Origin of the sequence: Bacillus jepli, assembly GCF_047238305.1 — a bacterium.
Taxonomy (GTDB): domain Bacteria; phylum Bacillota; class Bacilli; order Bacillales; family Bacillaceae_L; genus Ferdinandcohnia.
In genome coordinates this window covers 3,619,893-3,643,215 of record NZ_JBDFMO010000001.1, presented here as the reverse complement: position 1 = coordinate 3,643,215, position 23,323 = coordinate 3,619,893, and the positions used below count along the sequence as shown (strand labels likewise).

28 protein-coding genes are annotated in these 23,323 nt (G+C 37.0%); all 28 read left to right on the top strand.

The window, feature by feature from the left end; translation table 11 throughout:
- The first annotated feature begins 99 nt into the window (after positions 1-99).
- The 28 genes from topA (at position 100) to flhB (ending at position 23,278) form a co-directional block, all read left to right on the top strand.
- A complete protein-coding gene (gene topA / locus ABC371_RS18635; protein ID WP_412898165.1) occupies positions 100-2,175 on the top strand; it encodes a type I DNA topoisomerase in 2,076 nt (691 codons plus the stop codon).
- A 166-nt stretch (positions 2,176-2,341) separates the two neighbouring features.
- On the top strand, positions 2,342-3,244 hold the full coding sequence (gene xerC / locus ABC371_RS18630; RefSeq protein ID WP_412898164.1) for a tyrosine recombinase XerC: 903 nt from the start codon (positions 2,342-2,344) through the stop codon (positions 3,242-3,244).
- Between the two features lie 17 nt (positions 3,245-3,261).
- On the top strand, positions 3,262-3,804 hold the full coding sequence (hslV, locus tag ABC371_RS18625; RefSeq protein WP_412898163.1) for an ATP-dependent protease subunit HslV: 543 nt from the start codon (positions 3,262-3,264) through the stop codon (positions 3,802-3,804).
- Positions 3,805-3,817: 13 nt separating this feature from the next.
- Positions 3,818-5,215 carry an ATP-dependent protease ATPase subunit HslU gene (gene hslU / locus ABC371_RS18620; protein ID WP_412898162.1) on the top strand — a complete coding sequence of 466 codons (1,398 nt, stop codon included), beginning with the start codon at positions 3,818-3,820 and terminating at the stop codon, positions 5,213-5,215.
- 23 nt (positions 5,216-5,238) lie between these two features.
- Entirely contained in the window at positions 5,239-6,018 is a 780-nt protein-coding gene (codY, locus tag ABC371_RS18615) for a GTP-sensing pleiotropic transcriptional regulator CodY (protein ID WP_412898161.1), read from the top strand.
- Between the two features lie 345 nt (positions 6,019-6,363).
- On the top strand, positions 6,364-6,759 hold the full coding sequence (gene flgB, locus ABC371_RS18610; protein ID WP_412898160.1) for a flagellar basal body rod protein FlgB: 396 nt from the start codon (positions 6,364-6,366) through the stop codon (positions 6,757-6,759).
- A 2-nt stretch (positions 6,760-6,761) separates the two neighbouring features.
- Positions 6,762-7,211: a flagellar basal body rod protein FlgC gene (gene flgC, locus ABC371_RS18605; protein ID WP_412898159.1), complete on the top strand. Its 450-nt coding sequence runs from the start codon at positions 6,762-6,764 to the stop codon at positions 7,209-7,211.
- A gap of 10 nt (positions 7,212-7,221) precedes the next feature.
- On the top strand, positions 7,222-7,521 hold the full coding sequence (fliE, locus tag ABC371_RS18600) for a flagellar hook-basal body complex protein FliE (RefSeq protein WP_412898158.1): 300 nt from the start codon (positions 7,222-7,224) through the stop codon (positions 7,519-7,521).
- 34 nt (positions 7,522-7,555) lie between these two features.
- Positions 7,556-9,151, top strand: coding sequence for a flagellar basal-body MS-ring/collar protein FliF (gene fliF / locus ABC371_RS18595; protein ID WP_412898157.1), 1,596 nt, complete (start codon positions 7,556-7,558; stop codon positions 9,149-9,151).
- An 11-nt stretch (positions 9,152-9,162) separates the two neighbouring features.
- Entirely contained in the window at positions 9,163-10,182 is a 1,020-nt protein-coding gene (fliG, locus tag ABC371_RS18590; protein WP_136378337.1) for a flagellar motor switch protein FliG, read from the top strand.
- Positions 10,175-10,936 carry a flagellar assembly protein FliH gene (gene fliH, locus ABC371_RS18585; RefSeq protein WP_412898156.1) on the top strand — a complete coding sequence of 254 codons (762 nt, stop codon included), beginning with the start codon at positions 10,175-10,177 and terminating at the stop codon, positions 10,934-10,936. Before fliG ends, fliH begins: the two co-directional genes overlap by 8 nt.
- A 3-nt stretch (positions 10,937-10,939) precedes the next feature.
- A complete protein-coding gene (gene fliI / locus ABC371_RS18580) occupies positions 10,940-12,256 on the top strand; it encodes a flagellar protein export ATPase FliI (protein ID WP_412898155.1) in 1,317 nt (438 codons plus the stop codon).
- Positions 12,257-12,261: 5 nt separating this feature from the next.
- Positions 12,262-12,705, top strand: a complete 444-nt coding sequence (gene fliJ / locus ABC371_RS18575; protein WP_412898154.1) for a flagellar export protein FliJ — start codon at positions 12,262-12,264, stop codon at positions 12,703-12,705.
- Between the two features lie 8 nt (positions 12,706-12,713).
- Complete coding sequence (locus ABC371_RS18570) at positions 12,714-13,286, top strand: MotE family protein (RefSeq protein ID WP_412898153.1); 573 nt, start codon at positions 12,714-12,716, stop codon at positions 13,284-13,286.
- Between the two features lie 40 nt (positions 13,287-13,326).
- On the top strand, positions 13,327-14,616 hold the full coding sequence (locus ABC371_RS18565) for a flagellar hook-length control protein FliK (RefSeq protein WP_412899390.1): 1,290 nt from the start codon (positions 13,327-13,329) through the stop codon (positions 14,614-14,616).
- 12 nt (positions 14,617-14,628) lie between these two features.
- On the top strand, positions 14,629-15,090 hold the full coding sequence (flgD, locus tag ABC371_RS18560) for a flagellar hook assembly protein FlgD (protein WP_412898152.1): 462 nt from the start codon (positions 14,629-14,631) through the stop codon (positions 15,088-15,090).
- Positions 15,091-15,101: 11 nt separating this feature from the next.
- Positions 15,102-15,473 carry a TIGR02530 family flagellar biosynthesis protein gene (locus ABC371_RS18555; protein WP_412898151.1) on the top strand — a complete coding sequence of 124 codons (372 nt, stop codon included), beginning with the start codon at positions 15,102-15,104 and terminating at the stop codon, positions 15,471-15,473.
- 74 nt (positions 15,474-15,547) lie between these two features.
- Positions 15,548-16,471 (top strand): flagellar basal-body rod protein FlgG, encoded by a 924-nt coding sequence (locus tag ABC371_RS18550; RefSeq protein WP_412898150.1) that lies wholly within the window; start codon positions 15,548-15,550, stop codon positions 16,469-16,471.
- Between the two features lie 42 nt (positions 16,472-16,513).
- Positions 16,514-16,708 carry a flagellar FlbD family protein gene (locus ABC371_RS18545; protein WP_412898149.1) on the top strand — a complete coding sequence of 65 codons (195 nt, stop codon included), beginning with the start codon at positions 16,514-16,516 and terminating at the stop codon, positions 16,706-16,708.
- 21 nt (positions 16,709-16,729) lie between these two features.
- Positions 16,730-17,155 carry a flagellar basal body-associated protein FliL gene (fliL, locus tag ABC371_RS18540; protein ID WP_412898148.1) on the top strand — a complete coding sequence of 142 codons (426 nt, stop codon included), beginning with the start codon at positions 16,730-16,732 and terminating at the stop codon, positions 17,153-17,155.
- 45 nt (positions 17,156-17,200) lie between these two features.
- A complete protein-coding gene (gene fliM / locus ABC371_RS18535; protein ID WP_412898147.1) occupies positions 17,201-18,202 on the top strand; it encodes a flagellar motor switch protein FliM in 1,002 nt (333 codons plus the stop codon).
- Entirely contained in the window at positions 18,195-19,418 is a 1,224-nt protein-coding gene (gene fliY / locus ABC371_RS18530; RefSeq protein WP_412898146.1) for a flagellar motor switch phosphatase FliY, read from the top strand. The genes fliM and fliY overlap by 8 nt, the downstream gene beginning before the upstream one ends.
- A 17-nt stretch (positions 19,419-19,435) precedes the next feature.
- Positions 19,436-19,798: a chemotaxis protein CheY gene (gene cheY / locus ABC371_RS18525; protein WP_412898145.1), complete on the top strand. Its 363-nt coding sequence runs from the start codon at positions 19,436-19,438 to the stop codon at positions 19,796-19,798.
- Between the two features lie 23 nt (positions 19,799-19,821).
- The gene (gene fliO / locus ABC371_RS18520) at positions 19,822-20,466 is read left to right on the top strand and encodes a flagellar biosynthetic protein FliO (RefSeq protein WP_412898144.1); all 645 of its coding nucleotides are present in this window, start codon (positions 19,822-19,824) and stop codon (positions 20,464-20,466) included.
- Complete coding sequence (gene fliP, locus ABC371_RS18515) at positions 20,463-21,128, top strand: flagellar type III secretion system pore protein FliP (protein ID WP_412898143.1); 666 nt, start codon at positions 20,463-20,465, stop codon at positions 21,126-21,128. The genes fliO and fliP overlap by 4 nt, the downstream gene beginning before the upstream one ends.
- 16 nt (positions 21,129-21,144) lie before the next feature.
- On the top strand, positions 21,145-21,414 hold the full coding sequence (gene fliQ / locus ABC371_RS18510) for a flagellar biosynthesis protein FliQ (protein ID WP_116350572.1): 270 nt from the start codon (positions 21,145-21,147) through the stop codon (positions 21,412-21,414).
- Between the two features lie 4 nt (positions 21,415-21,418).
- On the top strand, positions 21,419-22,195 hold the full coding sequence (fliR, locus tag ABC371_RS18505) for a flagellar biosynthetic protein FliR (RefSeq protein WP_412898142.1): 777 nt from the start codon (positions 21,419-21,421) through the stop codon (positions 22,193-22,195).
- Positions 22,196-23,278, top strand: coding sequence for a flagellar biosynthesis protein FlhB (flhB, locus tag ABC371_RS18500; RefSeq protein ID WP_412898141.1), 1,083 nt, complete (start codon positions 22,196-22,198; stop codon positions 23,276-23,278).
- The last annotated feature ends 45 nt before the right edge of the window (positions 23,279-23,323 follow it).

Here is a 23,323-nt window from a genome sequence, read left to right as displayed (position 1 = left end):
AAAAATTATCATAACAGTTTGACAAACTGTCCATTAATATTTAATAATATGGAGGATTTATTTTAATTCAGAATTTAACCTCTAAGGAGGAAACGATACATGTCGGACTATTTAGTCATAGTTGAATCACCAGCAAAAGCAAAAACAATTGAAAGATATTTGGGAAAAAAATATAAGGTGAAGGCTTCAATGGGTCACATCAGAGACCTCCCAAGAAGTCAAATGGGTGTTGATCCAAAAAATCATTACGATGTGAAATATATAACAATCCGCGGCAAGGGACCCGTATTGAAGGATTTAAAAACCGCCGCAAAAAAGGCAAAAAAAGTTTATCTGGCAGCTGACCCGGATCGTGAAGGGGAGGCAATTGCATGGCATCTCGCCCATTCGTTAAATTTAGATATTGAATCAGACTGTCGAGTTGTTTTTAACGAAATTACGAAAGACGCTATCAAAGAGTCCTTTAAGCATCCGCGCCCGATTAATCAGGATTTAGTAGATGCACAGCAAGCAAGGCGTGTTCTTGACAGATTAGTAGGCTATAATATTAGTCCTCTCCTTTGGAAGAAAGTAAAAAAAGGCTTAAGTGCGGGACGAGTTCAATCTGTTGCTGTCAGATTAATCATTGATAGGGAAAAAGAAATTCAAAATTTTGAGCCTGAAGAATACTGGACAATTAAAGCTGACTTTTTAAAAGGGAATGCACAATTTGAAGGCCAATTTTACGGTGTAAAGGGCAAAAAACGAGAATTAACAAATGAAGCAGAGGTAAAAGAGATTCTTTCAAAAATTGAAGGTAACTCATTTACGATTGCTTCTGTCACAAAAAAAGAACGAAAAAGAAACCCGGCACCGCCTTTCATTACTTCTTCTTTACAACAAGAAGCAGCTCGTAAGTTGAATTTTCGTGCTAAGAAAACCATGATGCTTGCACAACAATTATATGAAGGGATTGACCTGGGTAAAGAAGGAACAGTTGGTCTAATCACATATATGCGTACTGATTCGACACGAATATCAGAAACAGCAGTTGTAGAAGGATCACAATATATTGAGAAAACGTTTGGTCAACAATTTTTAACAGATACAAAAAGAAAAGAGAAAAAAGGCATGAATACCCAAGATGCTCATGAAGGGATTCGTCCAACCTCTGTCTTTAGAGAGCCAAATAGTGTGAAACAGTATTTAAGCAGAGACCAATTAAGATTGTATAAACTTATTTGGGAGCGTTTTGTTGCTAGTCAAATGGCTTCTGCGATTATGGATACAATGAGTGTTGATTTAAATAATGGGGATGTTGTATTTCGAGCAACAGGCTCCAAAGTTAAATTTCCAGGGTTTATGAAGGTGTATGTTGAGGGTAATGATGATAATGTTGAAGAAAAAGAAAATATGCTCCCTGTGCTAGAAGAAGGAGATCAAGTATTTTCGAAAGATGTTGATCCTAAGCAACATTTTACCCAGCCACCTCCACGCTATACGGAAGCACGACTTGTTAAAACTCTTGAGGAATTAGGAATAGGCAGGCCTTCTACTTATGCGCCAACGCTAGATACCATTCAAAAAAGAGGGTATGTTGCATTAGATAACAAACGTTTCATACCAACGGAACTTGGAGAAATCGTAGATGAATTAATGCTCGAGTTTTTCCCAAGAATTTTAGATGTCGAGTTTACTGCGAAAATGGAGCATGACCTTGATGAAATCGAAGATGGAAAAACAGAATGGATTAAGATTATAGATGATTTCTATCAAGATTTTGAAAAGAGATTAGAAATTGCTGAAGCAGAAATGCAGGAAGTTGAAATAAAGGATGAGCCTGCAGGTGTGGATTGTGAAAATTGTGGACATCCGATGGTTTATAAGATGGGACGTTATGGAAAGTTCATGGCGTGCTCCAATTTCCCTGATTGCCGCAATACAAAACCAATTGTAAAAGAAATCGGGGTTCCTTGTCCGAAATGTGAAAAAGGAAATATTGTTGAAAGAAAAAGCAAGAAAAAACGAATTTTTTATGGCTGCGATCAATACCCTGAATGTGATTTTCTTTCTTGGGATAAACCCCTACCAAGGAAATGTCCAAAGTGCGAGAACTTGCTCGTTGAGAAAAAACTCAAAAAAGGAATTCAGGTACAGTGTGTTGAGTGTGACTACAAAGAGGAACCTCAAAAATAACTTGTGTGGTGGGTTATTATTATGACTCACCACTTTCCATGTTAACGTATATGGAAATAGACGTGATTTCTTACGCAATTCAGAATTTTGTAAAAAAATCAGAGTTTTTATTTGCAAGGGCTACTAAATTGTGATAATATTTAGTAGCCCTTGTGAGGTGAAAATAATGGAAAATGTGAACAAATCGTTACAGTTGTTCAAGGAATATTTACAAATCGAGAAAAATTATTCAGAATATACAATTGTCCATTATGAACAATCAATCGAACATTTTTTCTTATTTCTGAATCAAGAATCCATCTCTAATTTATCGGATGTGACATACTCGGATGTACGACTGTATCTAACAGAGCTTTACAAGAAACAATATGCAAGACGTACTGTTGCAAAGAAAATCTCAACATTGCGCAGTTTTTTTAATTTCCTTCTTCGGGAAAAGCTTCTTTCTCAGAATCCATTTTTGTTGGTTTCATTGCCAAAAAGGGAACAAAAGCTTCCGCATTTTTTATATGAAGAAGAATTGGAAAAACTTTTCAAAGTTTCGGATGTTTCTACAAGCTTAGGACAGCGGGATCAGGCTTTACTTGAATTGCTTTATGCGACAGGAATTCGTGTAAGTGAGTGCTGTAAACTTACACTTCAGGATCTCGACTTTTCAGTAGGAACTGTGTTTGTTCATGGAAAAGGAAATAAACAACGCTATGTTCCTTTTGGAAGCTATGCCGAACAAGCACTTACAAACTATATACAAAAAGGTCGTAAGGAATTGCTCGAAAAAGCATCAGTACATACAAACAGTCTTTTCCTTAATTTTCGTGGTGGACCTTTAACAACTAGGGGAGTCCGGTTAATCCTAAATAATATGATTAAAAAGACTTCATCTACGATACATATTAGTCCACACGTATTGAGACATACATTTGCTACACACCTTTTAAACGAGGGCGCTGATATGAGGTCTGTACAAGAACTGCTCGGGCACGAAAATCTGTCGTCAACACAAGTCTACACGCATGTTACAAAGGATCATTTGCGGAATATTTATTTATCCTCACATCCACGTGCATAAGGAGGTTGTTCTAAAAAATGTCAAATTTTCATGCAACAACAATATTTGCTGTAAAGCATAATGGTAAATCTGCGATGGCAGGAGATGGCCAAGTAACCTTTGGTAATGCTGTTGTAATGAAGCACACAGCAAGAAAGGTCCGAAAGCTTTTTCAAGGAAGAGTCATTGCAGGGTTTGCGGGTTCCGTTGCAGATGCATTTACCCTTTTTGAAATGTTTGAAGGACGCCTTGAGGAGTTTAATGGGAATTTACAAAGGGCGGCGGTGGAGCTTGCAAAAGAATGGAGGAGTGACAAAGTTCTTCGCAAATTAGAAGCCATGCTCATTGTGATGGACGAAAAGGATTTGCTTCTCATATCAGGAACAGGTGAAGTGATTGAACCAGATGATGGAATTCTTGCCATTGGCTCTGGTGGAAATTACGCTCTTTCAGCTGGTCGGGCATTAAAAAAATATTCGGGTGATCATTTAACGGCAAAAGAGATTGCAAAAGCTTCATTAGAAATTGCAAGTGAGATTTGTGTGTATACTAATGAAAATATTATAGTTGAAGAACTATAAGGAGGGGATTACTTTGAAAACGAATTTAACCCCAAGACAGATTGTTGAAAAATTAGATCAATACATTATTGGCCAAAACGAAGCTAAACGAGCAGTATCAGTGGCTTTAAGAAATCGATACCGCCGCAGTCTTCTTAACGAAAAGCTGAAAGACGAAATCGTACCAAAGAATATACTGATGATTGGGCCAACAGGCGTTGGAAAAACCGAAATTGCAAGACGACTCGCAAAGCTTGTAGGGGCTCCGTTTATTAAGGTAGAGGCTACAAAATTTACAGAAGTAGGTTATGTTGGTCGAGATGTAGAATCAATGGTCCGCGATTTAGTCGAGACATCTGTTCGCCTTGTGAAAGAGGAAAAAATGGTGGAAGTGTCTGAACGAGCAGGAGAAAATGCCAATAAGCGTATTGTCGAATTGCTTGTCCCAGGTTCAAAAAAGCAAACAACATATAAAAACCCACTTGAAATGTTATTTGGTGGGAATACTAATGAACAAGAGGCGGAAAAGCCTACAGAAGAAGAAAGTGTAAGCGAAAGAAGAAAGCGAATGGCTCACAAGCTTGCACTTGGAGAACTTGAAGATTATTATGTTACAGTAGAAGTAGAAGAACAGCAGCCATCTATGTTTGATCTTTTCCAAGGATCCGGTATGGAGAATATGGGAATGAATATGCAGGATGCGTTAAGCAATTTAATGCCGAAAAAACGCAAAAAGCGTAAATTAACAGTAAAAGATGCTAGGAAAGTTTTGACAAATGAGGAAGCAGCTAAGCTAATTGATATGGATGAGGTTACTCAAGAAGCAGTTAATCGAGCTGAACAATCAGGAATTATTTTTATAGATGAGATTGACAAAGTAGCAGGAAAAAGTCATAATTCTTCTTCGGCAGATGTTTCCAGAGAAGGAGTTCAACGTGATATTTTACCGATTGTGGAAGGTTCAACCGTTGTAACGAAATATGGCTCCGTTAAAACAGATCATATGTTATTTATTGCTGCTGGGGCATTCCATATGTCAAAGCCTTCGGATTTAATCCCAGAATTACAAGGTCGTTTTCCGATTCGTGTAGAGCTTACTAAACTAACTGTCGATGATTTTTATCGAATCTTAGTTGAGCCAGATAATGCGCTATTGAAACAATATTCAGCATTATTAGAAACGGAAGGTATACAACTTGAATTTTCTGACGATGCTATTCGTAAGATAGCTGAAGTTGCCTTCCAAGTGAATCAGGACACAGATAATATCGGAGCACGTCGCCTACATACAATTTTGGAGAGACTGTTAGAGGATTTATCATTTGAAGCACCAGATATTACAATGGAAAAAATCACGATTACTCCACAATATGTGGATGAGAAATTAAGTACGATCGTGAAAAACAAAGATTTAAGTCAGTTTATTTTGTAAGATTATCAGGAGGAACAAGAAAAATGCCATTATTAGAAAGAACACGAAAAATTAATGCTATGCTGCAAAATGCAGCTGGTAAACCAGTTAACTTTAAGGAAATGTCTGAAACACTACGCGATGTGATTGGAGCAAATATTTTCTTATTAAGTCGCCGTGGAAAACTTCTTGGATATGCGATCAATCAACAGATTGAAAATGAAAGAATGAAGAAAATGATTGAAGATCGTCATTTCCCAGAGGAGTACACACAAAGCCTATTCAATATTCAAGAAACCTCATCTAACCTTGATATTGAAAGTACTTATACTGCTTTCCCAATTGAAAACAAAGATTTGTTCAAGAGTGGATTAACAACAATCGTACCAATTATCGGCGGTGGTGAACGATTAGGTACACTTATTCTTTCAAGACTTGATCAAAGCTTTGAAGATGATGATTTAATTTTAGCTGAGTATGGTGCAACGGTTGTTGGTATGGAAATTCTTCGTGAAAAAGCAGAAGAAATTGAAGAAGAAGCACGAAGTAAAGCGGTTGTGCAAATGGCGATCAGTTCATTATCATATAGTGAATTTGAGGCTATTGAACATATTTTTGAAGAATTAAATGGAAACGAAGGGTTATTAGTTGCAAGTAAAATTGCAGACCGCGTTGGTATCACTAGATCAGTTATCGTTAACGCTTTAAGAAAGCTTGAAAGTGCAGGCGTAATTGAATCCCGTTCATTAGGAATGAAGGGAACTTACATTAAGGTACTGAATGATAAGTTCTTATTGGAATTAGAAAAGCTGAAATCACATTAAGTATAAAAAAGCGAAGATGGAATAAACCATCTTCGCATTTTTTATGTTAAATGATAAAAGATAAAATGTACAAACCGCAGGAAATACATTTCTATCATAATATGTCGATTTCTTATAGTGGAAATAAGTTCTTGTCTTTTTTTGTAAAAATCACATGAAAAATCGCAACTTAAAACCTATAATTAAGATTGGATTCTATAGGGAAAAAGACCTATATTGTCGAAAAACATCACTTTTTATCGTAAGCTTCATAGACAGATAGATTTAATTTCATTACAATAATAAAGAGCTAACACAATACGTTATATATATTCGAAGAAACAATTTTTTTTGTGAGGGGATAAGATGAAACTTTTTGCTAATACCATTCATTCACTAGAGAAAGCTTTAGATTATTCAGCTCTACGACAGAAGGTAATTTCAAATAATATTGCAAATGTTGATACACCAAATTACAAAGCACAAGACGTTAGCTTTAAGAACCTTCTTTCGAATGAAATGAATAGTCAATTGAGAGCAAATCGGACGAATGAAAAGCATTTCGAATTTACTAGTAGCAAACGCCTAAAAAGCCCACTCGTTACAAAGAATGATACAGCATATAACCATAACGGTAATAACGTAGACATAGATAAAGAAATGGCACTATTAGCAGAGAACCAAATTTACTATAATGCCGTTACAGAAAGAATTAGTGGGAAATTCAATACATTAAAAACAGTGATTAAAGGAGGGAACTAAGAGTGTCGATTTTTCATAGCCTTAATACAAGTGCTTCTGCACTAACTGCAGGAAGACTTAGAATGGACGTTATTTCTTCAAATATGGCAAATGTAGATACAACAAGGGGAAAACTTGTTGATGGCCAGTGGCAGCCATATAGAAGAAAAATGGTTGTTCAGCAACCACTAGGTAATAGTTTTTCCTCACATCTATCAAAAGCGATGAATCAATCGAATGTTGGAAATGGGGTAAAGGTGACCGGAATCGTTAAGGATAACACTCCATTTCAGCTGGTCTATAACCCAGATCATCCTGATGCGAATGATGAAGGCTATGTCGCACTTCCGAATGTAGACCCTCTAAAGGAAATGGTCGATTTGATTAGCGCCACAAGATCGTATGAGGCGAATGTGACAGTCCTTAATGCCTCTAAAGGAATGCTAATGAAGGCTTTAGAAATTGGAAAATAGGTGATGAATTGTGATTGAAAAGATTAATCTTGCAACACCCCAGGTAATCTCGAACCCCGGGGTACAACCAAAAACAGCAAATGCTGTTCAAAAGGAATTTAGCCATTTTTTTAAAGACGCCATCAATAATGTGAATGAATCACAAAAGACATCGGATATCATGACCGAAAAGCTGATTAAAGGCGAAAACGTTGATTTGCACCAAGTAATGATAGCTTCTCAGAAAGCGAGTGTTTCCTTACAGGCGACACTTCAAATTCGAAATAAAGTAGTAGAGGCATACCAAGAAATCATGAGGATGCAGGTTTAATCCGAAATAATAACAGCTTGATAGGGGTATGTAAATGAAAGAGAAACTTCTTTTATATAAAACGAAGATAAGTGAATATTGGAAGAATCAATCCGGCCTTCAAAAGGCCACAATTATTGGATTGCCTTTACTTTTAATTTTCGTTATTTCGCTTACCGTGTTCTTCACAACAAAATCAACCCTTGTTCCTTTGTATAGCAACCTTACACCACAGGAAACAGGGCAAATAAAAGCAACTTTAGATTCTCGGGGAATTCAATCAGAAATAGCGGATAATGGATCAACCATTAAGGTGCCAGAAGAAGTGGTCGAAACCTTAATGGTTGAACTTGCGGCAGAAGGAATACCAGATAGTGGTAATATCGATTATTCATTTTTTGGTCAAAATGCGGGTTTTGGGATGACTGATAATGAATTTAATATGCTTAAACTCGAGTCCACTCAAACTGAATTAGCTAACCTAATTAAGGGCATCGATGGGATAAACGATGCGAAGGTTATGATTAGCATGCCGAACGATGGAATTTTTGTTAAGGATAGCCAAGCAGAGGCATCCGCTTCTATCGTTCTAAACACGAAACCTGGATATAGATTTGAACAACAGCAAATAAAATCTTTATATCATTTGGTTTCAAAAAGTATTCCTCATCTACCTACTGATAATATCGTCATAACCAACCAAAACTTTGAGTATTTTGACTTGGAAACTGAAGAAAATTTAGCTGTTGTTGGAAATGTTGCGTCACAGCTTGAATTAAAACGTGAAATTGAAAGAGATCTACAAAGACAGGTCCAGAAAATGCTTGGAACAATGATGGGACCGGATAAAATTGTCGTGTCGGTTACAACGGATATTGACTTTACACAAGAAAACCGTCAGGAAAACCTTGTAACACCAGTTGACCCTGAAAACATGGAAGGTATTGATATCAGTGTTGAAAGAATAACCGAGACCTTTACTGGTGATGGTGCCCAAGCTGGTGGGTTAAGCGGAACTGGAGAAAATGAAGTCCCGGCTTACAATACTGGTGGACAAACTGGTAGTGGCGATTACGAACGTATTGAAGAACGTGTTAATAAAGATGTGAATCGGATCACAAAGGATATTGTAGAAGCTCCTTATAAAATAAGAGATTTAGGAATTCAGGTTATGGTCGAAGCACCAGACCCTAAGAATCCTGCATCGATGCCACAAGAGCGTGTCGATGATATTGAAAGAATACTAAGTACGATCGTGAGTACTAGTATTAATCAGGACGTTAATAATCAGTTAACACAACAAGAAATTCAAGATAAGATTGTTGTCTCTGTTCAAGAATTTAATGGGAAATCAACTACAGTTAATGAAACACCTGTAATTTCAACGATTCCATTATGGGTTTATATTGTGGGTGGTCTTTTAGTACTTGGACTTATCATTCTCTTATTCTTATTTTTACGCAAAAAGAAAGAACCAATTTTCGAAGAGGAAGTCCCTCAAACAGAACCTGTTTTCTTTGATCATATTCCTGATGTTAATGAAGAAAAAGAATCAGAAGCAACGGTTCGAAAAAAGCAATTGGAGAAGCTTGCGAAGGATAAACCAGAGGATTTTGCAAAATTATTACGTTCATGGTTAGCAGATGAGTAGGGGGTGGCAAAGTGGCAAAACGAGATAGTAATAGTGGTCTTACTGGCAAACAAAAAGCAGCCATTCTCCTCATTTCACTAGGTCCAGATGTCTCGGCTTCGGTGTATAAGCATCTGTCAGAGGAAGAAATTGAAAAGTTGACGTTGGAAATTTCTGGTGTTCGAAAGGTCGAAGCAAATACAAAGGAACAAATTATGGAAGAGTTCCATCAAATTGCCATTGCCCAGGATTATATCACCCAGGGTGGGATTGGATATGCAAAGACAGTACTTGAAAAAGCACTTGGGGAAGAACAAGCAGGAGTCATCATTAATCGATTAACGTCTTCTCTACAGGTTAAACCGTTTGATTTTGCAAGAAAAGCGGATCCTGGACAAATCTTGAACTTTATTCAAAATGAGCATCCACAGACAATTGCATTAATACTATCTTATTTAGATTCAAGACAAGCGGCACAAATTTTATCGGAGTTGCCACAAGAAGTTCAAGCAGATATCGCAAGAAGAATCGCAATAATGGATCGAACTTCACCTGAAATTATCAATGAGGTCGAACAAATCCTCGAGCGCAAGCTTTCAGCTACCGTAACACATGATTATACCCAAACCGGTGGAATTGAGGCTGTTGTGGAAGTGTTAAATGGAGTCGATCGTTCAACAGAAAGAACGATTTTAGATGCACTTGAGATTCAAGATCCAGAGCTTGCAGAGGAAATCAAAAAGCGGATGTTTGTCTTTGAAGACATTGTTACTCTTGATAACCGCGCTATTCAGCGAGTCATTCGTGATGTGGAAAATGAGGACCTCATGTTATCACTTCGTGTTGCAAGTGAAGAAGTGAAAGAAATTGTCTTTAAAAACATGTCCAAACGGATGGTTGAAACATTTAAAGAGGAAATGGAATATATGGGACCAGTTCGCTTACGTGATGTGGAGGAAGCTCAATCACGTATTGTAGCTGTTATAAGAAGACTTGAGGAAGCTGGGGAAATCGTCATCGCTCGTGGCGGAGGAGATGATATCATTGTCTAACGTTATAAAGTCAAATTCGACTCTGTCTAAGGATACTCCAAAAAGAGTAATCGGGCTTAAAGTGTTACAAACCAAAGAAAACAATCAAATTGAGGTAGAACAAGAAGATTTACAGATTGTTTCAAAAAAAATGCTAGATGAAGCAAAAGAACAGGCTGATAAAATTGTCAAGGATGCCATTGCCTATTCCAATTCAATGAGACAACAAGTATTAATTGAAAAGCGCAATTGGGAAGAAGAGCAACAACAACTTTACCGTCAAACATCGGAAGAGGGCTTTCAAGCCGGGATGACTGAAGGTAGAGAACGGGGCTATCAAGAATATTCTGATTTACTAACTGAAGCTCGTCAAATTATTGATGCATCAAAGCATGATTACAATCAATATCTGGATTCTTCAGAAGAGGTTATTTTAAAGCTTGCGATGACGGTAGCAGAAAAGGTTATCGGAATTCATTTATCACAGCAACCAGAAGACTTTACACACCTTGTCAAAAAAGCGATTAAAGAAGTAAAGGAACATTCTGATATAACGATTCAAATACACCCACATTTTTACCCTATTGTGATTGAGCAAAAAGAGGACTTGACCGCTATTCTTAACCGGGAAACCAATCTTTTTGTTTATCCGAATGATGATCTAGGAGAATCAGATTGTGTAATTGAATCTTCCTTTGGAAAGATTAATGCAAGTGTTGATACTCAGCTTTCTGAGATTAAAGAAAAATTACTTTCTTTGCTATTGGAGGAATAGGCTGTGAAAGCAATCGAGCTTCTTAATGAAATACATTCAATCGATTCGTATAAAAGGTACGGTAAGGTATCAAGAGTCGTTGGCTTAATGATTGAATCGCGCGGACCAGAATGTTCGATTGGAGATTTGTGCTTTATATATGTTGGTTTTACTCATAAAAGATGTATTCAAGCTGAAGTTGTGGGTTTTCGTGAAGAGCATGTCATCCTTATGCCATTTTCTAATGTGAAGGATATTTCACCGGGAAGCATTGTGGAAGCTACTGGAAAGCCGCTTGATATAAAGGTTGGCGCTGGCTTAGTCGGAAAAGTATTAGACCCACTTGGCCATCCGCTTGATGGAAGCGGGCTACCTAGGGGGTTATCTTCTGTACCTACTGAACAAGATCCTCCAAATCCATTATCTCGCCCTCCTATTGATGAGCCAATTGAAGTTGGTGTGAAAATGATAGACACCCTGTTAACTGTTGGAAAAGGACAGCGTGTCGGTATTTTTGCAGGTAGTGGCGTCGGGAAAAGTACACTTTTGGGTATGATTGCTCGTAATACGAAAGCGGATATAAATGTGATTGCACTTGTTGGAGAACGTGGGCGCGAGGTACGAGAATTTATTGAAAAAGATTTAGGTGAGGAAGGTCTTAAAAGATCCATATTAGTTGTGGCAACTTCCGATCAGCCAGCACTACTTCGTATCAAAGCAGCAATGACAGCAACAGCAATAGCTGAACATTTCAGAGACAATGGGCTAGACGTCATGTTAATGATGGATTCCGTCACTCGTGTTGCGATGGCAAGTCGCGAAATTGGCCTAGCTATTGGTGAGCCACCGACAACAAAAGGATATACACCTAGTGTTTTTACAACACTTCCTAGACTGTTGGAGAGAACCGGGACGAATCATTTAGGCTCGATAACTGCTTTTTACACAGTTCTAGTGGATGGAGATGACATGAATGAGCCGATTGCAGATACGGTCCGAGGGATCCTTGATGGACATTTCGTGCTTGATCGAAGTCTTGCAAATAAAGGACAATATCCAGCCATTAATGTTTTAAAATCAATCAGTCGTGTTATGAGCCAAATTACAACTAGTGAACATAAGGCATATGCTGAAAAAATTAGAGGGATTATGGCAACCTATCTTAATTCAGAGGACTTAATTAATATTGGCGCCTATAAAAGGGGATCCTCCATTGAAGTTGATGAAGCCATTAGGTATTATCCAAAAATTATATCGTTTATAAAACAACAAACGGATCAGAAATTTACGTTTGAAGAAAGTTTGCACTTATTGGCACAATTAGCTGAAAAAGGTGAATGAATCAAATGAGCTACAAGTTCAAATTTCAAAAAGTGATGTCGATAAAAGAAAATGAGAAAAATCAAGTTCTAGCAGATTATAAATCTTCAGTTAAAGAATTTGAAGAAGCCGCTAAAAGCTTATATGAATCATTAAAGAAGAAGGAAACATTAGAAGAAGCTCAAAGACAGCAGCTACGAGGTGGCTTATCTATACAAAGCATACGGCATCAGCAGTCTTTCATTACTGGCTTAGAAAAAACAATTATGTATTACCAACAACTTGTCATTAAAGCAAGAAATAAAATGCAGCAGTTGCAAGCAATGTTAACCGAAAAAAATATTGAGGTTAAAAAATATGAGATCATGCATGAAAAGGACTTTGCAATTTATGAAGGACAAATAAAAATGCAGGAAAGCCAGATGATGGATGAAATTTCAATTCAACAATACATGTCAAAAGGAAGATAGGTGATCAAATGGAGCCCAATGATAAAGAATACAGCAAATTCCAATGGTTTCTGTTTGTCGTACTAATTCCATCTTTCTTTACATTGGTTGTCATCTTTGTTCTATTATCTGTGGCTGGATTTAATCCAATTGGAACTGTTAAGGATGTTGCGTCCAAGGTTCCCGGTATTTCTTCCTTTTTTAATGATGCAGAAGATTCAAAGGTACAAAAAGAGGATGAAGTATCGGTTTCAGATTTAGAGGCAGAAATTCAGGCAAAGGAATCAAAAATTACACAACTTGAAAGTGAATTGGAAACAAAAGACGGCGAAATCCAGTCATTAGAGCTTGAAATCGAAAATCTTTCTGATGAGATAGTCAAACTTCAGGAAGAGCGATTAGCGAAAAGTAAATCATTAGAAGATTTAACTAAAATGTATGAACAAATGTCTCCCAAAAATGCAGCAAAGATTATTCCAAATCTAAAAGATGATGAAGCAAGAGAAATACTTTCTAGTATTAATACTGAAAAACTTGCTGCCATCTTTGAAAAAATGTCACCTGAAGATGCTGCACGATTTACGCAATTGATTACCCAATGAAGCATTTTAACCGCTTGAAAGGAGGTGAAATGACGTGAACATGGTGGCAAACTTCGATCCCTCAATGGGTTCCATTCGAAATACCGTCGAAACCGAGTCAGTAGGTATTAGAAATCTACTAGGAAATGGTTCATCACAAATATCTTTTCGGGAAAGCTTAGAGGCATTAGTAAAAGAACAGCAACCGAACGAAAAGACTATTTCAAGTGGTTCAAAAAGCGTGGTAGAAGAAGTTGGAGAAGATGAATCAATTAAGAATTTATTAGCTGACATCGAAACGTATACAAAGGAGTCCATCGACCTACAAGATAATGAAGATGTATTTATAACACTTCCACCTGATTTGGTAGATCAAATTAAAGCATTTATTACGGATATTCAAAATGGTGATAAAAAGTTGGAAACTGATCAGGAATTTGGTAAAGCGGAGCTCATAGGAATCCTTATGGCAACAGCAAAATATGCAGAGGAATCCTCAAACACCAATAAGGAAGGGCTTATCAATCTGCTAAAACAATTGAAAATGACTTTTAACGAGAGTTTACCAACATCAACGAGTGGGCTTGCTGATAAAGAACCGACTGATTTAAGGTTTAACAAAATTGTACAGACTTTGATACAAACACTAGAAAACAAGCTATCCGATAAGCCATTAACAGAATCACAAAACAGGCATCAATATTTGCAAGTAGTCCATGCAAGGTATTTCTCTACACCTAAAGGAATGGAAACACCGCAAACGATAATAACGGAAAAGCTCTTGCAAAAGGCAAGCAATACAACTCAGGTTATAACAACAACGCCAGAGAGTACAGCCTTAGGTGATGTAAGTTCAAATCAATTATCCAAAGTGGAACAATTTTCATTGTTTGTTGAACAAAGTGGAAAACAGTTACCAAATCAGCAACAATTTATTAAGCAATTTCAAAACATCCTAGCGAAAAGCAACTTTTTTAATAGTGGTGGGCAGCAAAAACTATTAATCAACTTATATCCTGAACATCTCGGTTCACTACGAATTGAACTTCTTCAAAGTGAATCAGGAATGATTGCTAGAATTATGGCTTCTACAACACAAGCAAAGGAATTAGTTGAATCACAACTAACGAACCTAAAACATACTTTCTTAGCACAAAACATTTCAGTGGAAAAAATTGAGGTCTCATCACAACTTCAATATCAGGCTGAGAGAAGTTTACAAAGAGAAAGTGAACAGCAACAAGGACAACAATCAGGAAGACAACCAAAAGAGAATAACCAACAAGAAACCAATGAAGATCACTCTTTTACTTCCGTTCTACTTGATGAACTTGTCAATTTAAAAGTATAGGTGGTGAATAAAGTGGCGACTAAAATTGATTCAAATCTTTATCTGTCAAATTTAAAGCCTGAAAGAAAAACGAGTAATGACATATTAGGTAAAGATGATTTCTTGAAGATCTTAATGACTCAGCTCCAAAATCAAGACCCAATGAATCCAATGGAGGATAAAGATTTTATCGCTCAAATGGCGACCTTTACTTCATTAGAGCAAATGACAAATATGAATAGTACTTTAGAGAAATTTGTGAATAGCAATCAGGGTGAGCAACTCTTAAAATACAGCAATATGATTGGAAAAGAAGTAGAATACAGCTTTAAAACGGAAGATGAGGATGGCAAAGAAGTCATAAAAAATGGACAAGGAATTGTCACATCCGTTTCACAAAAATCCGGTTATATTGAGCTAGAGTTGAAGGATGGAACGAAGATTTATAGTGATGAAATTTTGAAAGTGAAGCAACCTTCTAACGAAGAAGAATAGGAGGTGAATACATGGACCATCGAATTTTTCAAATACAAAATCATCCATTATCATTACAAACTCGTATAAAGGTGCAGCATGCTGAACCACCTAAAATATCATTTAAAGAAACACTTGAAAAAGAGACAAGTCTGGTTATTAGTAAGCATGCACAAAAGAGGTTAGACGAAAGAAATATTAATATTCAAGATTCAAAGTGGAAAGAAATTCAAATGAAAATAACTGAAGCTAAAACAAAAGGAATCCGAGATTCATTGGTTGTTACGAATAATGCGGCATTAATTGTAAATGTCCCAAATAACACGGTCATTACCGCAATGAATCGAGATGAGGCAAATTCACAGATATTTACGAACATAAATGGAACGATTATTTTAGATTAATAGGCTGGACCTTAACAGGAAGCCGAGGTGTGCGGACCGACAGAAGCCACCTACATTCGAAAGGGGAAAATGAAATGTTACGTTCAATGTACTCAGGAATCAGTGGAATGAAAAACTTTCAAACCAAACTAGATGTGATTGGTAATAATATTGCAAACGTAAATACGTACGGCTTTAAAAAAGGTAGAACCATCTTTAATGACATCATGAGTCAAACAATCAATGGTGCAACCGCACCTGGACAATCGCTCGGTGGTGTTAACCCGAAACAGGTTGGACTAGGTTCATCTTTAGCAGCGATTGATACAATCCACAACAGTGGAAGCACGCAAACGACTGCTAGAATTTTAGACTTAGCAATTGCTGGCGATGGGTTTTTCCAGGTATCACCAACAGATACACCAACTACTGGATTTTCACAAGACGCAGTATACACAAGAGCTGGTAACTTCTATATGGATCAGGAAGGCTATCTGGTAACAAGTGCTGGTATGTATGTTCAAGGTTTTTCACCAAATGCAGTTATTGAACCAACTGATGTAAATTCAGGGTTATTCGATTTTAATGTATCTCCACCTGAATATAATCCAACTAATATTGCGGGAGAACCAGCGATTGATTATAAACCAATCCAAATTCCAACTGATGCGAAAAGCATGAGCATCGGTAAAGATGGTTCAGTTACTTATGTAGATGCAGCTGGAACATTACGTTGGGCTGGTCAGCTTGTGTTAGCGAAATTCCCAAATACAGGTGGTTTAGAAAAAGTGGGAGGGAATCTCTTCCAGCAATCATCAAACTCAGGTATTCCAGTCGTCAATTTTGCTGGTGAATCCGGACTCGGATCAATCGAATCGGGTGCACTTGAAATGTCAAACGTTGACCTTTCTGAGGAATTTACAGAAATGATCGTAGCACAGCGTGGATTCCAAGCAAATACTCGGATCATCACAACATCTGATGAAATCCTACAAGAACTCGTAAACTTAAAACGTTAAGGGGGCAGGGGTTTTAGTACTTTCCTAAAACCCCGATAAATCTTGATTACTTTGACGAAATTAAATAACAAAGAATTTACATTAAATGCAATATATATTGAGCAGGTTGAATCTTTTCCTGATACAACAATCACATTAACAAATGGCAAAAAATTTGTTGTAAAGGAAACAGAAGAGGATGTACAAGTGAAGGTTCTTGAATTTTATCAAAAAATAAATGTGCTTGGCCTTCGTTAAAGCTTGGGGGGAAAAGGTACTATGAAAAATAAGCTGCTTGTAATAATGGTCATCATTTTAAGTACGATAACTTTAGTCGGTACCACTGCTTTTGTCATCTTAACTAAGGTAACCGCAAGTGAAAGTCAAAAGGAACCGTCAATCGACCAAGTTCTAAAAGCGACCGTCGAAATTCCAGAAATCACAACTAAATTACTTAGTGATGACTATATTCGTATATCCTTTAATATTCAGACAGATGGTAAAAAGGGAAAAGAGGAATTAGAAAAACGACAATTCCAGGTTAGCAATATCATTATTAAAGAGCTTTCCAACATGACATCTGAGGAATTTAAAGGTGAAGAAGGAATCGTCAATCTTGAAAACAGATTGAAAGATCGAATTAATGAATTAATGCAAGATGGAACTATTATCAAAGTTTATGCGACATCCTTTCTTCCGCAATAACCAATAATATGATGAATGAAGTATGTAATGAGCGGAGGTGGAACCTTGCCTGGAGAAATATTATCCCAAAGTGAAATAGATGCATTACTTTCAGCTCTATCGACTGGTGAAATGAATCCAGAAGAACTTAAGAGAGAAGAAAGTGAACGCCGTGTAAAAGTTTACGATTTTAAAAGGGCACTTCGTTTTTCGAAGGATCAAATTCGGAGTATCACTCGAATCCATGAAAACTTTGCACGATTATTAACAACCTATTTTTCGGCTCAACTTCGAACCTATGTACAAATTACAGTAGGTACAGCCGACCAAGTACCATATGAGGAATTTATACGTTCCATTCCAAATATGACGATTTTAAATGTATTTGAAATGCCTCCTTTAGATGGGCGTATTATTTTGGAGGTTAATCCTAATATTGCGTACGCCATGCTTGATCGAATGCTTGGGGGAAGAGGGACAGGTCTTAATAAAATTGAGAATTTAACTGAAATTGAAACAAAAATCATGAGCAATATGTTTGAAAGAGCTTTTGAACAAGCGCGGGATGCATGGGCTAATTTGGTTGAGGTAGATCCAATTTTAACCGAATTTGAGGTGAATCCACAGTTCCTTCAAATGTTTTCGCCAAATGAAACTGTGGTAGTCATCTCACTCAATACCCAAATCGGAGAAACAAGTGGAATGATCAATATTTGTATTCCTCATGTGTTCCTTGAACCGATTATTCCGAAATTATCAGCACATTATTGGATGCAATCAACACCTAAAAAGGAACGAAATCATGAAGAAATTACTTATATCCAAAACAATCTTAAGGATACAAAATTGCCAATTGTAGCAGAGTTAGGAACTACAAATATCGCTATCCAGGAATTCCTGTTATTGGATATTGGGGATACCATTCAACTTGATAAAATGATTCAACAACCAATCGAGTTGAAAGTTGAGGGAGTACCTAAATTCTATGCACAAGTTGGTAAGGTGAATAAAAAACAAGCCGTACAAATCTTAGAAGAGATTAAAGGGGGGGACCGTGAAAATGAATAATGGAAATATGCTATCACAAGACGAAATTGATGCACTATTAAGAGGTACCGCTGACTTAGACAACGAAGAACCGGTAGCGAATGTGAATAAACCCCTTGTAGAAGATTTTTTATCTTTAATTGAACAAGATGCGCTTGGGGAGATTGGAAATATCTCTTTTGGAAGTTCAGCAACTGCACTTTCCACATTACTCAATCAAAAGGTTGAAATTACGACACCAAACGTCTCGCTTGTTTTAAGTTCTGAGCTAGCTGATGAGTTTCCGCACCCGTATGTTGCAATCTATGTTAATTATACAGCTGGTTTTACAGGGACAAATCTATTAGTCATCAAACAAAGTGACGCAGCGATCATTGCCGATTTAATGCTCGGTGGAAATGGCCTTGCAGCACCGGAAAACTTGGGAGATTTGCAACTGAGTGCTGTACAAGAAGCAATGAACCAAATGATGGGTTCTGCCGCAACTTCAATGTCAACTGTTTTTAGTAAGAAAATTGATATCTCTCCACCGAGTATAGATATTCTTGACATAAAACAAGGTGAAGGAGCTGAAAACCTTCCAGCTGATGACATTTTAGTGAAAATATCGTTTCGTTTAACTATTGGTGAATTAATTGATTCAACAATCATGCAGTTGGTTCCAGTTGGATTTGCAAAAGATCTTGTTGGAGAACTTTTATCTCCTCAGCCGGAAAATAAAGGTTCAGAAATGGTGACTCCAACTCAACATGTGGATATTGAAATGCCAGTTCAGCAATCGAACTATACCTTGCCAAATGTTGAACAACAAATGGAAACACCATATCAAACGACACAGCCAAATCAACAACCTGATTTTAATCAACCAATGACAAACAGTGCTCCACAGCATCTAGGTGGTACGCAAGCAAGACATCCTGAAATTCAACCTGCTGTATTTTCAGAGTTTGAATCTGTTCATTTACAAGAAGCTGAATCAAGAAATCTAAATATGTTATTAGATATTCCGCTTCAAGTGACGGTTGAATTAGGCAGGACAAAACGCTCTATTAAAGAAATTCTTGAATTATCAACCGGTTCGATTATTGAGTTAGACAAGCTTGCGGGCGAGCCTGTAGATGTTTTAGTAAATGGAAAGCTTATCGCACAAGGTGAGGTAGTTGTAATTGAAGAAAACTTTGGTGTCAGAATTACTGATATCATTAGCCAAAGTGATCGAATTAAAAAATTGAATTAATGTAGGGGGCAATACAAATGGCAAATAGAATTCTTATTGTTGATGATGCAGCATTTATGAGAATGATGATAAAGGACATCCTAACTAAAAATGGTTACGAGGTTGTTGCCGAGGCAGCAGATGGAGCACAGGCCGTTGAAAAATATAAAGAACACCAACCAGACCTTGTAACAATGGATATTACAATGCCTGAAATGGATGGGATTACAGCGCTTAAAGAAATTAAAAAAATGAACCCAAATGCAAAAGTAATTATGTGTTCAGCTATGGGGCAACAGGCGATGGTCATTGATGCAATCCAAGCGGGGGCAAAGGATTTTATTGTTAAGCCATTCCAAGCAGACCGAGTCATTGAAGCTATCAGTAAAACTTTAAGCTAATAATCCAGGAGAGTGGCAACAAAGTGAAACATATAAAAAAAGTCTTTATAGCCATCATTTTCTTTCATACATTGCTTGTCACTTTTCCTGTTCAAGCAGAAGATGGCCAAATTGAGAAAAGTATTTACAACCAGTATAATCCAGAAAACCAATCAGAGCCTGGGCAAGAGAATGATGTGACAGAACTCACACAGCCTGTCAATGAACTAACAGCCGGCGACTTTCTTAAAATGATTTTTACAACTTTATTTGTTATTGCACTTATTTATTTTTTATTAAGGTTCTTGAATAAAAGAAATCGCATGTTTAACCAGCATAGGTTTATTGAAAACCTTGGTGGAACCAGTCTAGGTAATAACCGCTCGATTCAAATTGTAAAGGTTGGAGAGCGCATTTTAGTTGTGGGAGTTGGAGATTCCATTCAGCTTCTTAAGGAAATCGAAGACACAGATGAAATAAATGAAATACTTGAACAACATAATTCGTCATTAGAATCCATGATTCAACCAAAAGATATCATCAATCGTTTTCTCGAAAAACGAAAAGCAGCAAAGGATAAAGATCAGGCTCTTTTTTCCTCAATTCTGCAAAAACAATTGACGGAGTTAAAACAAGGGAGAAAGAAAATTGTCGAGCAACTTGAAAATAAGGAGTCTAGCAAAGAATGAACGAATTTATGGAATTTTTTAATACTAGCGCCCCTGAAAATGTCTCGACATCAGTTAAGCTGCTTCTCCTTCTAACTGTTCTTTCAGTTGGACCTGGTATTTTAATGTTAATGACGAGCTTCACAAGAATTATTGTTGTTCTTTCATTTGTGAGGACATCTTTGGGGACACAGCAAATGCCGCCCAATCAGGTTTTAATTGGACTAGCATTGTTTTTAACTTTTTTTGTAATGGCTCCAACATTTAGTGAAGTGAATGAACAAGCTTTAACTCCGTTATTTAATGAAGAAATAAATTTAGAGGAAGCCTACACGAGGGCTGCCGTACCGTTTAAGGAATTTATGAGTGTACATACTCGACAAAAGGACTTGGAGTTGTTTTTAAATTACTCTGGAGCAGACAGACCTGAGACCATTCAAGATATTCCTTTAACCGCATTAGTACCAGCTTTTGCAATAAGCGAACTAAAGACAGCATTTCAAATCGGATTTATGATCTTTATTCCATTTCTTGTGATTGATATGGTTGTTGCGAGTATCCTCATGTCAATGGGGATGATGATGCTTCCACCTGTTATGATTTCCTTGCCATTCAAAATACTGTTATTTGTTCTTGTGGATGGATGGTATTTGATCGTAAAATCCCTGTTACAAACCTTCTAGAAGTAGGTGAACCGTGTTGAATCCTGAAGTAGTTATATCGTTGGCAGAAAAAGGTGTATATACGACATTAATGATTTGTGGTCCACTATTATTGGTTGCACTTGTAGTCGGGCTAATTGTGAGTGTGTTTCAGGCAACCACACAAATACAGGAACAAACCTTGGCTTTTATTCCTAAAATCATTGCTGTCCTTGTTGGCTTGGTATTCTTTGGACCTTGGATGCTTTCTAAGATGCTTGCGTATACCCATGATATTTTTAGTAATTTGACGAGATTTGTAGGTTGAAAAAATGACAGAGGTATATACCTATTTTCCTGCTTTTTTGCTGGTCTTAGTTAGAGTAACCAGCTTTTTTGTAACGATGCCGTTGTTTTCCTATCGAACTCTGCCCGCTTCCCATCGGATCGGAATTGCATTTTTTATCTCTTGGATTATGTTCCTAGCCATGGAAAAGCCGATTCTTCAAATTGATGGCTATTTTATCATGTTGATTTTTAAAGAGGCCATGGTAGGACTTTTAATTGGTTTAGTTGCCTATATGATTTTTGCTGCAATCCAAATTGCAGGAGGATTTATTGATTTCCAAATGGGATTCGCCATAGCCAATGTAATCGATCCTCAAACTGGAGCACAAAGTCCGTTAATGGGTCAATACTTATATACATTTTCACTTCTCTTTTTACTAGCTATCAATGGTCACCATCTATTGTTAGACGGGATTTTTTATAGCTATGAATTCATACCAATGGAACAAGCAAAATTACCGTTTGGAAATGAAAATGTAGTTGAATTTGTTTTAAAAGCTTTTAGCACCATGTTTATTATTGCATTTCAAATGTCCATGCCAGTCGTGGGTGCTTTGTTTTTAGTAGATATTGCCTTAGGGATCATCGCAAGAACTGTTCCGCAGTTGAATGTGTTTGTTGTCGGACTGCCATTAAAGATTGGGGTTAGTTTTGTTGTTATGTTAATCGCAATGTCGATGATCTTCATGCTTGTCGGAAAACTAGTAGACAATATGTTATATACGATGCGAGGATTAATGGAACTTTTAGGAGGAAGCTAGATGTATTTTGTTCGTCTAAACCTACAATTTTTTGCAGGTGAAAAAACAGAAAAAGCAACTCCTAAAAAACGTCAGGAAACAAGAAAAAAAGGACAGGTCGCAAAAAGTGCGGATGTAAATACAGCCATTTTGTTGCTTTCCATCTTTTTTACTCTTCTTGTTTTTGGTGGATTTATTTTTGATCGGATGATGACGTTTTTAAAACATTCATTCAGTCATTATTTATCAGTTACACCAACTGAACAAAGCGTTCAAGAAATTTTTATCGAGTTATCTTTAGAAGCGGCAATTATTTTAGCACCAATTATGCTAGTAGCTCTTATTGCGGGAATAGCAGCAAACCTGATGCAGGTTGGTTTTTTATTTTCACCAGAAGCAATTCAAATGAAGCTAAAAAAGCTTGATCCAATTCAAGGATTCAAACGTATTTATTCGATTAGGGCGCTTGTTGAGATGATTAAATCTATCTTAAAAATTGTCATTGTAGGTGGCGTGACCTTTGCCATTCTTTGGTTCCGTCTGGAGGATATCTTGTCCTTATCACAAAAAACGGTCGGGGCAGCACTAATTATTCTGGCAAAACTGACCGTTCAGATGGGGCTATTTGCAGGTGGGGCACTTTTATTCTTATCTTTCTTAGATTATCTTTATCAACGCTTTGATTATGAAAAAAATATAAGGATGTCAAAGCAAGATATTAAAGACGAATTTAAGAAGACTGAAGGAGATCCATTGGTTAAATCAAAAATTAAGCAAAAACAACGTGAAATGGCAATGAGTCGTATGATGCAAGAAGTGCCAAAAGCTGATGTTATCATTACAAACCCAACTCATTATGCAGTCGCATTAAAATATGACGAGGCAAAAATGGATGCACCGTTTGTTGTTGCGAAGGGTGTAGACTTTGTAGCTCAGCGAATTAAGGAAATTGCCAAAGAACATGAAATTACAACCATTGAAAACAGACCACTTGCAAGAGCTCTTTACGCAGGGACAGATATTGGGGATGCAATTCCTGAAGATTATTTCAAAGCGGTAGCTGAAATTCTTGCCTATGTGTACCGCTTAAAAGAGAAGGTTTAAATTAAATGCTTTTAAACCTTCTGATCATCACTTGTGCTTTTTTGA

Bases quoted from the DNA above. Each gene is read 5' to 3' on its own strand.
- codY (WP_412898161.1), top strand. From the start codon at position 5,239: ATGCCATTATTAGAAAGAACACGAAAAATTAATGCTATGCTGCAAAAT.
- hslV (WP_412898163.1), top strand. From the start codon at position 3,262: ATGTCAAATTTTCATGCAACAACAATATTTGCTGTAAAGCATAATGGT.
- fliF (WP_412898157.1), top strand. From the start codon at position 7,556: ATGAAAGAGAAACTTCTTTTATATAAAACGAAGATAAGTGAATATTGG.
- ABC371_RS18570 (WP_412898153.1), top strand. From the start codon at position 12,714: ATGGAGCCCAATGATAAAGAATACAGCAAATTCCAATGGTTTCTGTTT.
- fliL (WP_412898148.1), top strand. From the start codon at position 16,730: ATGAAAAATAAGCTGCTTGTAATAATGGTCATCATTTTAAGTACGATA.
- fliP (WP_412898143.1), top strand. From the start codon at position 20,463: ATGAACGAATTTATGGAATTTTTTAATACTAGCGCCCCTGAAAATGTC.
- xerC (WP_412898164.1), top strand. From the start codon at position 2,342: ATGGAAAATGTGAACAAATCGTTACAGTTGTTCAAGGAATATTTACAA.
- ABC371_RS18565 (WP_412899390.1), top strand. From the start codon at position 13,327: ATGGTGGCAAACTTCGATCCCTCAATGGGTTCCATTCGAAATACCGTC.
- topA (WP_412898165.1), top strand. From the start codon at position 100: ATGTCGGACTATTTAGTCATAGTTGAATCACCAGCAAAAGCAAAAACA.
- flhB (WP_412898141.1), top strand. From the start codon at position 22,196: ATGTATTTTGTTCGTCTAAACCTACAATTTTTTGCAGGTGAAAAAACA.
- fliJ (WP_412898154.1), top strand. From the start codon at position 12,262: ATGAGCTACAAGTTCAAATTTCAAAAAGTGATGTCGATAAAAGAAAAT.
- cheY (WP_412898145.1), top strand. From the start codon at position 19,436: ATGGCAAATAGAATTCTTATTGTTGATGATGCAGCATTTATGAGAATG.
- fliY (WP_412898146.1), top strand. From the start codon at position 18,195: ATGAATAATGGAAATATGCTATCACAAGACGAAATTGATGCACTATTA.
- ABC371_RS18550 (WP_412898150.1), top strand. From the start codon at position 15,548: ATGTTACGTTCAATGTACTCAGGAATCAGTGGAATGAAAAACTTTCAA.
- flgB (WP_412898160.1), top strand. From the start codon at position 6,364: ATGAAACTTTTTGCTAATACCATTCATTCACTAGAGAAAGCTTTAGAT.
- ABC371_RS18555 (WP_412898151.1), top strand. From the start codon at position 15,102: ATGGACCATCGAATTTTTCAAATACAAAATCATCCATTATCATTACAA.
- fliR (WP_412898142.1), top strand. From the start codon at position 21,419: ATGACAGAGGTATATACCTATTTTCCTGCTTTTTTGCTGGTCTTAGTT.